This window comes from Micromonospora sp. KC721 (assembly GCF_004348355.1).
Classification (GTDB): Bacteria; Actinomycetota; Actinomycetes; order Mycobacteriales; family Micromonosporaceae; genus Micromonospora.
The window spans coordinates 1-13,393 of sequence record NZ_SMJY01000172.1 but is presented as its reverse complement, the minus strand read 5'-3'; the positions used below and the strand labels follow the sequence as shown (position 1 = coordinate 13,393).

At 73.1% G+C, this 13,393-nt stretch carries 11 protein-coding genes; 7 read left to right on the top strand and 4 right to left on the bottom strand.

What is annotated here, in order from left to right:
• The 3 genes from E1182_RS23830 to eccB all read right to left on the bottom strand — a co-directional run.
• A partial coding sequence (locus tag E1182_RS23830; protein WP_207921491.1) for a WXG100 family type VII secretion target occupies positions 1-671 on the bottom strand: 671 nt, incomplete at its 3' end.
• Entirely contained in the window at positions 664-1,032 is a 369-nt protein-coding gene (locus E1182_RS23825; protein WP_132269147.1) for a hypothetical protein, read from the bottom strand. The genes E1182_RS23830 and E1182_RS23825, both read right to left, overlap by 8 nt.
• Positions 1,033-1,185: 153 nt before the next feature.
• Positions 1,186-2,661, bottom strand: coding sequence for a type VII secretion protein EccB (eccB, locus tag E1182_RS23820; RefSeq protein WP_132269145.1), 1,476 nt, complete (start codon positions 2,659-2,661; stop codon positions 1,186-1,188).
• Positions 2,662-2,814: 153 nt separating this feature from the next.
• Here eccB and E1182_RS23815 point away from each other — a divergent pair, with 153 nt between their 5' ends.
• On the top strand, positions 2,815-3,996 hold the full coding sequence (locus E1182_RS23815; RefSeq protein ID WP_132269143.1) for a type VII secretion protein EccE: 1,182 nt from the start codon (positions 2,815-2,817) through the stop codon (positions 3,994-3,996).
• Here E1182_RS23815 and eccD read toward each other — a convergent pair.
• Positions 3,980-5,440, bottom strand: a complete 1,461-nt coding sequence (eccD, locus tag E1182_RS23810) for a type VII secretion integral membrane protein EccD (RefSeq protein ID WP_243706388.1) — start codon at positions 5,438-5,440, stop codon at positions 3,980-3,982. The genes E1182_RS23815 and eccD overlap by 17 nt on opposite strands.
• 106 nt (positions 5,441-5,546) lie before the next feature.
• Between eccD and eccCa the strand changes: the two genes are divergently transcribed.
• The 6 genes from eccCa to E1182_RS31265 form a co-directional block, all read left to right on the top strand.
• Positions 5,547-9,509: a type VII secretion protein EccCa gene (eccCa, locus tag E1182_RS23805; RefSeq protein ID WP_132269141.1), complete on the top strand. Its 3,963-nt coding sequence runs from the start codon at positions 5,547-5,549 to the stop codon at positions 9,507-9,509.
• A 279-nt stretch (positions 9,510-9,788) separates the two neighbouring features.
• Positions 9,789-10,097: a WXG100 family type VII secretion target gene (locus E1182_RS23800; protein ID WP_132269139.1), complete on the top strand. Its 309-nt coding sequence runs from the start codon at positions 9,789-9,791 to the stop codon at positions 10,095-10,097.
• Between the two features lie 28 nt (positions 10,098-10,125).
• Complete coding sequence (locus E1182_RS23795; RefSeq protein ID WP_132269137.1) at positions 10,126-10,404, top strand: WXG100 family type VII secretion target; 279 nt, start codon at positions 10,126-10,128, stop codon at positions 10,402-10,404.
• A gap of 124 nt (positions 10,405-10,528) precedes the next feature.
• Positions 10,529-11,875, top strand: coding sequence for a S8 family serine peptidase (locus tag E1182_RS23790; RefSeq protein ID WP_165942699.1), 1,347 nt, complete (start codon positions 10,529-10,531; stop codon positions 11,873-11,875).
• Between the two features lie 33 nt (positions 11,876-11,908).
• Positions 11,909-12,457: a hypothetical protein gene (locus tag E1182_RS23785; protein ID WP_132269133.1), complete on the top strand. Its 549-nt coding sequence runs from the start codon at positions 11,909-11,911 to the stop codon at positions 12,455-12,457.
• 16 nt (positions 12,458-12,473) lie between these two features.
• Positions 12,474-13,393, top strand: a 920-nt coding sequence (locus tag E1182_RS31265) for a WXG100 family type VII secretion target (protein ID WP_371687597.1), incomplete at its 3' end; no start/stop codon positions are given.

Genomic DNA, 13,393 nt, shown 5'->3' with positions numbered 1-13,393 from the left:
GTGCCCGCCGTGCCCCCGCCTCCGCCACCAGGCCCGCCCGTGCCCGGACCGGCCGCCGGGGCACCCACCGACGGACCCCCCTGCACCGAGGCACCGGACCGGTCGACGTCGCCGGGCAGTCGCGGCGGCGGTGCCGGCGGGTCGACGACCCGGCCGTAGGAGGCGACCTCGTAGCCCGCCGCCAGGTCGGCGACGACCTGCACCATCCGCTGGTGAGCCTTCTCCTGCTCGGCCTTGTCCTGTTGGTGGCCCAGGAAACCACCGATGATCATGCCGGGCACCCCGGCGACCAGCCCCTTGGTCGCGCCCTCGATGGCCTTGTCGTGGTCGTCGGTCTCCTCGGGGCTCTCCGCCTTCTGCTGCGCGGTACGCAACTGACCGGCCATCAGGTTGAGCGCGTCCCGGACCTCGGCCGTGCCCTCGGCGAGCTCCGTGGAGTAGCCCACCACCAGCGACAGCCGGTCGTGGAACTCGCGGGCCGCCTCGCCCGTCCAGGCCGGGGCCAGCTTGCCCAGGTCGCGTTCGAGATCCTGGGCCAGTCCGGCGAGGGTGTCCCGGAGCGCACTCCACTGGCTTGCCAGACCCTCTACCTGCTGCGGGTCACCGGCGTGCACGCCGTCGTACAGCTCACGGTGGCTGACGTGCTGGTAGCGCTGCGTGTAGTCAGACACTGCGGCCCTCCCGAGCGGTGAGCGCCTCGTCCACCCCGTTCAGGGCGGCGGCGATGTCGGCGGCGTTCGCCGCGTTACGCGCTTCGGTGGTGCGGTAGTTGGTCATCACCGTGTGGGTCGCGGCGCGGGCGGCCTCCACCGCGCGGCGCAGCCGGGCCACCCGCTCGGCGTAGCTGGCCTGGATCTCGGTGTAGCGGCGGGCGTTGCCGGTGGCGTCGGCGAACGAGCCGAGGGCGGGCGTACGGCACTGCAACTCGGTGTTCAGCTTCCGCACGGCCGCCTCGGCCTGGGTGAGCCGATCCGCCAACCGCTGATGGAAATCTTCCAAGGACAGTACGTCGACTGTCGTGCGCCCGGTCATGGCAGCATCCCCGTTGTCCATAGTGCATACCGTCGGCAGTTGGAACCGCCGGCAGTCGATACCGTCGGCCACTTCCAGGCTAGTCGACCGCTACCATTCCGGGCGACCCGGCAACGGCCCGCCGGTGCGCTCAGCCGTTCGGCGTCGGTCCGCTCAGCCACCCGGCACCGGCGACTCCGGCGCCTCCTCGCGCGCCGACGGCGTCGGGCCCGCGGGAGCGTCCGGGGCGAAATACCTCAGCGCGTCCCGCCGTTCCAGGGTCGGCCCGGTGGGTACGAGGGAGAGCAGCGCGGCCGGTACCACCAATGGCTTCACCCCGCCGTACCCGAGGGCGGCGACCGCGTCTCCGGAACTGCGGCCCAGCGGGTACCGCATCCCCTGTGCAGTGATCAGGTAGACCGTCGCGCCGGCCGCCGGCTCCGTACCCTCGCCAGCACCCGGAGCGGCCTGCACCAGCACGCCCTTGCCACCCGGCAGCAGCACCTGGCCGGCGGTCTCCACCGCGTCCCGCGGGCCCTGCCGCACCGCCGTCGTGCCGTCGCTCCCGGCGAGCTCGGCCGGCGCCCGGTCGAACACCTCCAGCGTGGTGGTCGGCGCGCCACCGGACGGGCCCGGCCGGTAGGTCGCGCAGAGCACCGTCTGGCCGGGGCGCACCGAGCGCAGCCTGGGCAGGGTCTGCGGCATCCCCTCGGCCTCCAGCCGCCGGTCGGTCAGCAGCCGGCCGGCCTCGTCCGGGGTGATGTCGGTGACCTGGCCACCGTCGCTCTGCAGCAGCAGCGCGCTCACCTCGCCGATCGACACCAGACCGGTACGGGTCAGCACGTAGTGCGTGCCGGCGGCCCGGAACACGTCGCCGATCCGGGCGGCCCGTCCACCGACCGTCCGCCCGCTCGGCGTGCCGTCGCCGTCGATCGCCAGCTGCCGCAGCGCCGGGCCCGCCGGCACCGCGTTGAGCAGGGGCGCACCCACGTCGAGGGTGGTCGCGTTGGCCATCTTGAGCGCGGCGAGCGCCGGCTCCGCGCCGGCGATCTGCAGCCGCGCCCCGCCGGTGAGCAGGAACCGCTGGCCGCCGCCGCGAACCAGGACCGCCTGGTCGGCCAGCGGCGTCCCGCCGGTGAGCGGCCGGTCGATGACCAGTCGGGTGGTCGACCGGCGGGTGTCACCCGGGGCCGGCACGTCACAGACCGACCAGGGCAGGCCGACCAGCGACGTGCGGTCCGGCAACGCGTCCGGGGCACCGAGGATGCCGACGACACGACCGCGGGGCCGGTCCTCGATCGACGCCCGGGACATCGTCCGCACCGGCGGGTCGGCCTCGTTGAGGATGAGCCGCGCCGAGGTGTAGTTCACGGTCGGGTGCAGCACCCCCTCGTCGAAGACGTACGTGGCCCCGGTCTCCCGCTCGATCACCAGCGTTTTCGGCTCCAGCGGGGCGGCGTTGCCGGTGAACAGGCCGTACGCCCCGACGCCGCCGAGCACGACGGCGGCGGCGAGCACGCTGCCGAAGACGGCCACGCCGAGCCGCCGCATCGGCAGGTTCGTGGTCTCCGGGTCGCCGGAGAGCATCCCCGAGACGATGCGGCGGGTGACGAAGCGGTACGCCTGCACCTGATCGCGGCGGGTCCGCATGGTTGACCTCCGGCAGCGACGGGTCCGCGCGACGATCAGGTCCGTACTCCGTCGCGGGCTTCCCTACGATAAGGGGCCGTCGGCGGGTCGCCCGACCCGCGCCCTGCCCACCGCCGGCGGGAAGCCCGCGATGTCCAGAAGGGACGCCCACCGATGACGACGCTCGCCGCGCCACCCGGTCGTACGCCCACCAACCCCGCCGGCCCAGACGACCGTCCGGTGGTCCCCGCCGACCGGCGTGGACGCGGGCGGGTCGGCCCGGTGGCGGTCGGCCAGCTCGTCCTGGTGGAGCTCTGCGCGGTCGCCGTCTGGGCGGCTCTGGCCGGCCCGGGCTGGCTGGTCGGCGTCGTCGGCGGCCTCGCCGCGCTGGTGCTGGCCGCGACGTTCCTCCGTCGCGACGGCCGCTGGTGGTACGAGGACCTGCTGCTGCGCCGCCGGCTCGGACACCGCCGCGACCAGGCGCGCACGGCGGTCGCCGAGGGGCGGGTCGTCGACCCGCGGCTGGCCGCGCTCACCCCGGAACTCGGCCTGATCGAACTGACCGAACGGGGCACCCGGCTGGGCATCGGCCAGGACGGGCGGGGCTGGTTCGCCGCCGTGGTGCTGACCGGTCAGCCCGGGGCGCCGGCGGGCTCGGTGGAGTCGTCCACCGTGGACCGGGCGCTACGGGTGCTGGCGGACTTCTCCGGTCCGGTCACCCTCACCCAGGTGGTCTCGCACACCCTGGTCTGGTATCCGGCACCCGGAGCGCCGGCGGCGGCCCACCGTACGGTCTGGGTGGCGGTCCGGTTGTCCGTGCCGGACGCCCGCATCGAGGCGGTGGCCCGTGGCGGCGGCATGCCGGGGGTGCACCGGACGATCGCCGCCGCCGTCGGCCGGCTCGGCAAGGCCCTGACCGCGGCCGGCCTCAGTCACCGGGTGCTCGGCCGCGACGAACTGCGCGCCGCGGTGGTCTCCGCCGCCGGACTCGACCTGGCGCCGGCCGCCCCGGCGGAGACCTGGAGCGGGTTGCGCGGCGGCGGCTGGACCCAGCGCTGCCTCACCCTGCGGCGGCGGCCGGAGACGCCGCTCGGCGCGCTGGTGGACGCGGTGACCACCACCTCGGCGCCGTCGCACACGGTCGCCGCGGTGGTGCTCCCGGGCAGCCGGCCGGTGCCGCCACTGCTGCGGGTCGCCGCCCCCGATGGCCACGTCGAGGCCCTGGTCAAGGTGGTACGCGAGGTGGCCCAACGGTGCGGCGTCCCCGCCCGGCCGCTGGACGGGCAGCACGGGCCGGGCGTCTACGCCACCACGCCGGTCGCCACGGCGGCCGGGACGATCAGGGTCGGAGATTGAGGATCCACCCGTACAGGCCGCACACCCAGAACGCCAGCGGCACCAGCGCGATGATCAGCAGGATCTCGACGATGTCCAGGACCCGCCCCCAGACCGGCGAGATCCGCTTGCCCGCCACGCTCAGCCCGTAGATCAGGCTGATCACCGCGGTCAGCGCCAGGCCGCCGACCGCCAGCCCCAGCCGGGCCGGCAGCCCGCCGCCGGCGAACACGGCCCCGGCGGTCAGCGCCAGCCCGACGGTACCGGCGACGAGCACCGGGGTGCGCTGGGCCCGCCCGATGAACGGCCGGGCACGCAGCAGCGACAGCAGCGCCAGCACCAGGCAGAGCAACACCGCGGGCAGCCCGCCGTCGACGGCGAGCACCACCTGGCAGCCCAGCACGAGCAGGGAGACCGTCCACAACAGGCCGGTGAGGAACTGGTCGGCCCGCTCGCTCTGTCGCAGCACCCGCCGGCCGTCGACGGACTCGGTGTCGGTCTTCAGGTCGTCCGGGCCGGTGGGGATGGAGGGCACCGGGAGCCGGGCCAGCCGGTAGGCGGTCATCGGCAGCATCGGCAGGGTGGCGAAGGCCACCGTGGCGACGATCGCGGTGGCTGCCGCCGCACCGACGCCGAACAGCGACGCGAACAGCGCACCGCCGGCGGTCGCGGCACCGACCGCCACCGCGCCGAGGAAGAGCGGCATCCGGTCGCCGACGGCCAGTCCGGCGACCGCCCCGAAGAGCACCACGGCGGCACCGGCGAGCAGCACGTGCGGCCCGGCCAGCTCGGTGAGCCGCCGGTCCCCGGCCAGCACCAGCAGCCCCCCGACCGCGGCGTACCCGACGCCGATCACGGCCAGCACCGCGCCGGTGCGGCTGTCGCCGAGGGCCCGGGACAGCACCGCCGCGGCCACCATCAGCAGCACCGCCACCAGCAGGGCGGCCAGCGCGCCGGGCAGCTGCGGCGGCCCGGCCAGCACCGTCACCACCGCACCGAGGCCGAGCGTCACCGCCGCCAACAGCACCGAGAACGACCGGGTGGTGGCGACCTGCCAGGCGCCGGGACGCTGGTTGGTGGCGGTCGCCACCGCGTCCACCACGTCGTCGAAGACGATCTCCGGCGCGGCGGCGGCACGAGGGTTGAAGTAGAGCACCTCGCCGTCGCGGACCCCGAGCTGGGTGGCGGTGCGGCCACCGTCGAGCGGCGGGCCGCCGAGCCGGGACAACGCCCAACCCCCGTGCCGTACGCCCTCGTCGGCCAGGTCCTCGCCGGCGTACCTGAGCAGGGTCGGCAGCAGGTCGGCCAACGGGACGTCCGACGGCAGTGCCAGATCCATCCTGGTCCGTGGGGCCACGACGGTGACCCGGCTCAGTCCTCCGGTCGCCGACTTCGTCGCCACTGTGGCCTCCTCGTGCTCGGTCAGATCCACCTCGCCCCGGCGGCCTCGCCCCCGCGGGTCCACGACGCCCACGGGAGATTACCTACGATGACGGGCGCGTACGATGCCCACCCGACGTCTCCGGTCGGTCGCCCACCGCGTCAGGGCCGCTCTTGGGGAGGAGACAGCCGTGAGCACGGTCGTGTTCCGCCGGCTTCCGCGTCAACCGGGGCCGGCACTGCCCCGTGGCGAGGTGCTCCTGGAGTCCCCTCCGGAGCTGCCCGAACAGACGCCCCGCAGCCTGGGCCAGCTGCTGATGATCCTGCCGATGCTCTGTGGCGTCGGCGCGATGGCGTTCCTCTACGCCGGCCGGGGCGGCAGCACCATGACGTACGTCGCCGGTGGCCTGTTCGGCGTGTCCATGCTGGGCATGGCGCTCGGCACCCTCGGCAACGGCAACAACGACAAGGCCGAGCTGAACGCCGAACGGCGCGACTACATGCGCTACCTGGCGCAGATGCGCAAGCGCACCCGCCGCGCCGCCGAGCAGCAGCGGGCCGCGATGACCTGGCGGCACCCCGAACCGGACGCGCTGTGGTCGATCGCGGCCTCCCGGCGGATGTGGGAGCGGCGGATCACCGAGGACGACTTCGGTGAGGTCCGCATCGCCACCGGGCCGCAACGGCTCGCCGTGGAGATCGTTCCGCCGGAGACCAAGCCGGTGGAGGACCTGGAACCGATGAGCGCCATCGCGCTGCGCCGGTTCGTCCGGGCCCACTCCAGCGTGCCCGAGCTGCCCACCGCACTGTCGCTGCGGGCGTTCAGCCGGATCGTGCTGCGCGGCGACCGGGCACCGGTGCTCGACCTGACCCGGGCCGCCCTGGCCCAGCTGGTCACCTTCCACGCCCCGGACGACCTGATCCTCGCGGTGGTGGCGGCCCCGGACCGGCAGTCGGCCTGGAACTGGGTCAAGTGGCTGCCGCACGCCCACCACGGCGCGCGCACCGATGCGGCGGGCGCCCGACGGCTGGTCTTCGCCAGCCTCGCCGAGGCCGAGGAGTCGCTCTCCGCCGAGCTGGCCGGACGGCCCCGGTTCGCCCCGGAGGCCAAGCCGCTGACCACCGCGCCGCACCTGGTGGTGGTGATCGACGGCGGGGAGGTCTCGGCGACCTGCCAGCTGATGGGGCCGGGCCTGCTCGGCGCCACCACGATCGACCTGTCCGGCACCGTCCCACGTGATGCCGGGCGGTGGCTGCTCTGCCTCGACGCCGGCGACGGCGGTTCCCTGGAGCTGGTCCGGGGCGCCTCCAGCTCGCGCCTGGGCACCCCCGACCGGCTCAGCGCCGAGGCGGCCGAGGGCCTGGCCCGGCAGATCGCCCCCTACCGGCTCTCCCAGCAGCAGACCACCTCGGAGGAGCCGCTGGCCCGCAGCATGGAGCTGCCCGACCTGCTCGGCGTCGGCGACGCCGCCGCCGTCGACGTACGGCAGACCTGGCGGCCCCGCAGCCACCGGGACCGACTGCGGATCCCGCTCGGCGTCGGCCCGGACGGCAACGTGGTGGAACTGGACTTCAAGGAGTCCGCGCACGAGGGCATGGGCCCGCACGGCCTGATCATCGGCGCGACCGGCTCCGGCAAGAGCGAGCTGCTGCGGACGATCGTCGGTGCGCTCGCCGTCACGCACTCCTCCGAGGAGCTCAACTTCGTCCTGGTCGACTTCAAGGGTGGCGCCACCTTCGCCTCGTTGGACGCGCTGCCGCACACCAGCGCGGTGATCACCAACCTGGCTGACGAGCTGCCCCTGGTCGACCGGATGAAGGACGCGCTCGCCGGGGAGATGACCCGCCGGCAGGAGGTGCTGCGGGCGGCCGGCAACTACGTGTCCCGGTTCGACTACGAGAAGGCCCGGGCCGCCGGTGAGCCGCTCGACCCGATGCCCAGCCTGCTGATCATCTGCGACGAGTTCAGCGAGCTGCTCGCCGCCAAGCCGGACTTCATCGACCTCTTCGTGATGATCGGCCGGTTGGGTCGGTCGCTCGGGGTGCACCTCCTGCTGGCCTCGCAGCGGCTGGAGGAGGGCAAGCTGCGCGGGCTGGACACCCACCTGTCGTACCGGATCGGCCTGCGGACCTTCTCCGCGGTGGAGAGCCGTATCGTGCTCGGCGTGCCGGACGCGTACGAGCTGCCGAACGCCCCCGGCCACGGCTACCTGAAGACCGACACCAGCACCATGCTGCGGTTCCGGGCGGCGTACGTCTCCGGGCCGTACCGACCCCCGGGGCAGATCGCCCAGTCGTCCCGGGCCATGGTGCAGCGGCGGATCGTGCCGTACGGGGTGAACTTCGTGCCGGTGCAGGTGCCGCAGACGCCGGTCGAGGTGACGCCGGTGGACGAGAAGCCGGCCGACGGCAAGGCCGTGGCGATGCTGGACGTGTTGATCGACCGGCTCAGGGGGCAGGGCGCCCCGGCGCACCAGGTGTGGCTGCCGCCGTTGGGTGAGCCGCCGAGCCTCATCGACGTGCTCCCGCCGCTGGCGGTGCACTCCACCTTCGGGCTGTGCACCGCGACCTGGCCGGGGCGGGGGCAGCTCACCGTTCCGGTCGGTGTGGTCGACCGGCCGTACGAGCAGCGGCGCGACCCGATGCTGGTCGAGCTGGCCGGCGCGGGCGGCAACGTGGTCATCGTCGGCGCCTCGCTCAGCGGCAAGAGCACCCTGCTCCGTTCGATGATCGCCTCACTGGCGCTCACCCACACCCCCCGCGAGGCGCAGTTCTTCTGCCTCGACTTCGGTGGCGGCGCGCTGCGCAGCCTGGCGGGTCTGCCGCACGTCGCGGGGGTGGCCGGCCGGCGGGACACCGAGGCGGTACGCCGTACGGTCGCCGAGGTGATGGCCGTGCTGGACGACCGGGAGACCCGGTTCGCCCAGCACGGTATCGACTCGGTGGCCAGCTACCGGCGGCGGCGCGCGGCCGGCGAGTTCGCCGACGACCCGTTCGGTGACGTCTTCCTCGTCGTGGACGGCTGGAACACGCTGCGCCAGGAGTACGAGGAGCTGGAGCAGACCATCACCAACCTGGCCAACCGCGGTCTGGGTTTCGGGGTGCACGTGGTGCTGACCGCGGTGCGCTGGGCGGAGGTCCGGATCAACATGCGGGACCTGCTCGGCACCAAGTTGGAGCTGCGGCTGGGCGACCCGAACGAGTCCGAGATCGACCGGCGGGCCGCCGCGAACGTGCCGACCGGCGCGCCCGGTCGTGGCCTCACCCGGGACAAGCTGCACTTCCTCGCGGCGGTGTCCCGGATCGACAGCCGCCGGGACATCGACGACCTGTCCGAGGCGTCGGTCAAGCTGGCCGAGCACGTCGCCCGGGCCTGGCCCGGGCAGCCGGCGCCGAAGGTACGCCTGCTGCCGCGCCGGCTGCCCTTCGCCGAGCTGGTGAGCGTCACCGACCGCTCGGTGCCCGGCCTGCCGATCGGGGTGAACGAGTCCGCGCTCGCCCCGGTGTATCTGGACCTGGCGAACGAACCGCACCTGACGGTCTTCGGGGACGCCGAGTGTGGCAAGACCAACGTGCTGCGGCTGATCGCCCGGGGCATCGTCGAGCGGTACACCCCGGCCCAGGCGCGGATCGTCATCGCCGACTACCGGCGTGGTCTGCTCGGCACGGTCGAGGGCGATCACCTGCTCGACTACGCGCCGTCCAACCAGGTCTTCAGCCAGGGGCTGGGCTCGATCCGCAGCGCGCTGCAGAACCGCCTGCCCGGGCCGGACGTGACCACCGCGCAGTTGCGGGACCGGAGTTGGTGGAAGGGGCCGGACCTCTACATCCTGGTGGACGACTACGACCTGGTCGCGTCCGGCGGCAGCAACCCGCTCAGCGCCCTGCACGAGCTGCTGCCGCAGGCCCGCGACATCGGGCTGCACCTGATCGTCACCCGGCGGGTCGGTGGTATCGCCCGGGCGCTGTACGAGCCGGTGCTGCAACGGCTGCGCGAGCTGGACTCGCCGGGTCTGCTGATGTCGGGCAACCGGGAGGAGGGCGCCGTTTTCGGTACGTTGCGACCCAGCCCGCAGCCGCCCGGCCGGGGCACATTGGTGCGGCGGCGGGACGGGCAGCAGCTCGTGCAGACCGCCTGGGTCGAGCCGGCGTGACCCCACTGTGGTCGGCGTCGTTCGCGCCTGTCCGGATCCGGCAGGGTGTCGATCGGTCGGAACGGGAAGTTTGTCGATTGACGGGAAGCCGATCGACGTACCGAATGCGTTCCGTCCACAATGAGCCGAGGGGCGACATCCGCCACCGGGGCAGGGCAGCGAGCTGTCGTCGGGGTGGGCTACCGTCTCCTACGAGTGTCCGTCGGTGGGGTGTTGGCCTTGCCGCGGGGGAGGGCGCGGCAGTTCAGCCGCCACAACGATGACGGAAGGGTGTGAAGCATGGCGTTCGAGGTCGAAGCAGCGACTCTGCATACCGCCGCGAGTGACGTGCGGTCCACGCGCGGCGAGGTCGACGGCGAGCTGAAGAAGCTGTGGAACGTGGTCGACGACCTGGCAATCGCCTGGAAGGGGCAGGCGTCCACGGGCTTCCAGTCGCTCATGCAGCGTTGGAACGAGGACACGGCCAAGCTGCTGACGGCGATGGACAACATCGCCGACCTGCTCGACAAGTCCGGTACGACGCACCAGGTCAACGACGAAGAGCAGCAGGCGATGCTGGACAAGTTCCACGCCGCTCTCAACCCGTGACCGGCCGAGACGAGCAGGAGGAGAACTCATGAGCATCAAGGTTGACTACGCGGCTCTCGAGAGCGCCAACCAGCAGATGACCACCATCTCGAAGACCATCGACGAGAAGCTGGACACGCTGCGGTCGATGCTGTCCAAGCTCCAGTGGGACGGCCAGGACCGGGCCGCCTACGAGCAGCACCAGGCACAGTGGGACGCGGCGGTGCGCGACATCAACCGCATCCTCAACGAGATCGGTGGCGCGGTCGGTATTGCGCGCGAGAACTACGTCTCCACCGAGATGAGCAACGCAGCGGTCTGGGGCTGAGATAATTCGGCCGTCGCGGCTCCGGTCCGGCTCGACCGGGCCGGAGCCGCACTGTTTGGCGGGCCGTCGAGGTCGGGGGAGTCTCATGCGTAGGGGCAAGGTTCTCAGGTACGCCGTGGCTGCGATGGCCGTTGCGGTGGCGGCCGGCGCGGCCCCGCTGCCGGCGCCGACGCCCGCGCGGGCAGACACGGTCCGTAGTCTGCAGTGGTATCTGGACGCCCTGAAGATCCCCGCGGCACACAAGATCACCAAGGGGCGTGGGGTCACCGTCGCCGTGATCGACAGTGGTGTCGACCCGAACGTCCCCGACCTGCGTGGCCAGGTGCTGCCCGGTCACGGCATCGGCGCGGACGCGGCCGCCGACGGGCGGGTCGACGACGACAAGCTTGGGCACGGCACCAGCATGGCCGGGATCATCGCCGGCAGGGGTGGCGGGCCGATGCGTCAGCTCGGCATCGCCCCGGAGGCCAAGATCCTGCCGGTCTCGCTCGGGCGGGACAAGTACCCCGACGAGGTTCCCGAGGGCATCCGCTGGGCGGTGGACCACGGCGCGGACGTCATCAACATCTCGCTGGGCGGCAACGGACCGGGGACACCGGAGGAGGTCGCCGCGGTCCGCTACGCCCTGGAGAAGAACGTCGTCCTGGTCGCCGCCGCCGGCAACACCGAGCAGGGGCACCAGGGCGTCGCCCGGCCCGCGAACATCCCTGGCGTCATCGCCGTGACCGGGCTCGGCAGGAACGGCGCGCGGTTCTCCGGCAGCACCAGCGGCCGCGAGGCGGTGCTCGCCGCGCCGATGGAGGACATCATCTCGCCGCGGCCGGCAGCGGTCTCCGCCAACGGGTTCGGCGTGGGCAACGGCACCAGCGACGCGACGGCCATCACCTCCGGCGTGGTGGCGCTGGTCCGCGCGAAGTATCCCGACCTGGACGCCGCCAACGTGGTGAACCGGCTGATCCGCACCGCGCTGGACCGGGGCCCGGCGGGCCGCGACGCCAACTTCGGCTTCGGGGCGATCGACCCGCTCGCGGCGCTGACCCGCTCCGTGCCGGCCGTGACGGCCCACCCGCTGCTCGCCGGGGCCCCCGGTGGCAGCGCCGCGCCGCCCGCCGGGTCGCCACCCGCCGGGTCGGCGGAGCAGGACGACGGTCCGGCTGTCTCGTTCGGGGTGAAGAACACCACCGGCGCGCTGATCCAGGCGGCGCTCTGCCTGCTGGTTCCGATCGCGGTGGCCATCCTGGTGATCGTGCTGGTGGTCCGCTCCCGCCGCCGCCGGACCACTCCGGCGGCCACCCCACCCGGCCCGCCGCTGGTCATGGTCCCGGGGACGCCGCCGGGCACGGTGCCGCCCGGGGTCGCCTGGCCGCCGCCCGGCGGGATGCCGCCGCATCCGGCACCGCCGCCGTCCGGGGCGAAGCCGCCGGGCGCGATGCCGCCACCGCCGCCGGGCCAACGCGGCTACCACCAGTAAGCGGAAGAGTCTGTCGGGGACGGGGAGGAAGCGATGACGGACGACAGGACCAGCCAGCAGGACCAGCACCAGATCGACACGCCGAACGTGCCGATCGCGCCGACGATCACGCCCTTCGTCTACCTGGACGGCTTCGAGATCGACAACATCAACAAGGCGCACAAGCCGACGCACCTCACCCCGGCGCCGGGCGGCGCCGGGGCCACCACCGAGTGGGATGCCGCCAGCCTCGACGACGCCATCCGCTGGCTCAACGAGCACGCCGAGTTCCTCAACAGCCAGTCGTACCGGATGGAGGAGGACATCCGGCAGTGGATGCGCAACCCGTCCGGCGCGGGCGGCATCGGCGCTGCGGACGGCAAGAGTCCGCTTGGCTCGTTCGAGCGGGCCAACGCGCTGGCGCAGCGGCACGCCGGCCTCTACGACAGCACCCAGACCGCGCTCCGCGGGCTCGCCGAGGATCTCTGGAACGCCGCGAAGGCGCTCCAGAAGGTCAAGGACGACTACGAGACCGCCGAGGGCGCCAACAAGATGACCGCCGACCAGATGGCGCAGGCCCTGGGCAACGGCACGGCCGGCTGAACCGGGGAGATGAGCGATGCCGAGCTGGGAAGAGATGTGTCAGCAAATCGTCGTCGACGGCAGGCCCGGCGACGTCACCAGCGCCGCTCTCGGCTGGGAGCAGTTGCTGAAGAATCTGCGCACGGTGCAGGAGAACCTGGAGAAGAACGTCAAGGACCTCGGCGCGGCCTGGAAGGGGCCGGCCTACGAGTCCTTCAAGACGCACGTCGAGGGCATCGCCAAGCGGACCGGCACGGTGGTCGAGGACGCCGAGAAGCACGACGGCATCGTCCAGTCGCTGAAGCAGGCGGCCAATGACCTCACCGCCGCCCAGAGCACCTTTCCGATTCCCGCGAGCTGTGTGAACGATGTCCTGGAAGCGCGTAACGCAAAGCTGACCATCGGCGTCGGCTTCTTCGAGATGAAGGTGAAGCCCGACTTCCTGGGCTGGGCCGACCCGATCAACGCCATGGCCGACTGGTTCAACGACAAGACCGACGAGGCCCAGCAGGTCTATCAGAAGGTCAGCGGCGACTACCTGGCCATTGAGGAGCGCACGCCCGGTGCGGTGCAGTCTGACAAGGGGATGACCCCTAGTATGACGACGCCCGATCTGGACACCGGCGGGGGCGGCGGCGGAGCGGGGAGCGTCCCGGGCCTCGGCGGCGGCCCCTCCGCCGGCGGGCTGGGCGGCAGCCCGGGTATGGGCGGGGTCGGCCCGGCTCCCGGCATCGGTTCCGGCGGCCCGGGCGTCGGGTCCGGTGCCCACCCGGACCTGTCCACCGGTACCGGCGGTCACGGCGGCGGTGGCTCCACCCCCGGTATCGGCACTCCCGGTATCGGCACCCCCGGCGGCGGCAGCCTCGGTGACGAGTACGGCAGCGGCCTGGCCGGCGCCGGCGGCACCGGCACCCTGCCCAGCACCGGCTTCGGTGGTGGCGGTGGCCTGCCCAGCAG

Excerpts from the sequence above, each read along its gene's own strand:
- eccB (WP_132269145.1), bottom strand. The coding sequence starts at position 2,661 with ATGCGGACCCGCCGCGATCAGGTGCAGGCGTACCGCTTCGTCACCCGC.
- E1182_RS23795 (WP_132269137.1), top strand. The coding sequence starts at position 10,126 with ATGAGCATCAAGGTTGACTACGCGGCTCTCGAGAGCGCCAACCAGCAG.
- E1182_RS23825 (WP_132269147.1), bottom strand. The coding sequence starts at position 1,032 with ATGACCGGGCGCACGACAGTCGACGTACTGTCCTTGGAAGATTTCCAT.
- E1182_RS23790 (WP_165942699.1), top strand. The coding sequence starts at position 10,529 with ATGGCCGTTGCGGTGGCGGCCGGCGCGGCCCCGCTGCCGGCGCCGACG.
- E1182_RS23815 (WP_132269143.1), top strand. The coding sequence starts at position 2,815 with ATGACGACGCTCGCCGCGCCACCCGGTCGTACGCCCACCAACCCCGCC.
- E1182_RS23785 (WP_132269133.1), top strand. The coding sequence starts at position 11,909 with ATGACGGACGACAGGACCAGCCAGCAGGACCAGCACCAGATCGACACG.
- E1182_RS23800 (WP_132269139.1), top strand. The coding sequence starts at position 9,789 with ATGGCGTTCGAGGTCGAAGCAGCGACTCTGCATACCGCCGCGAGTGAC.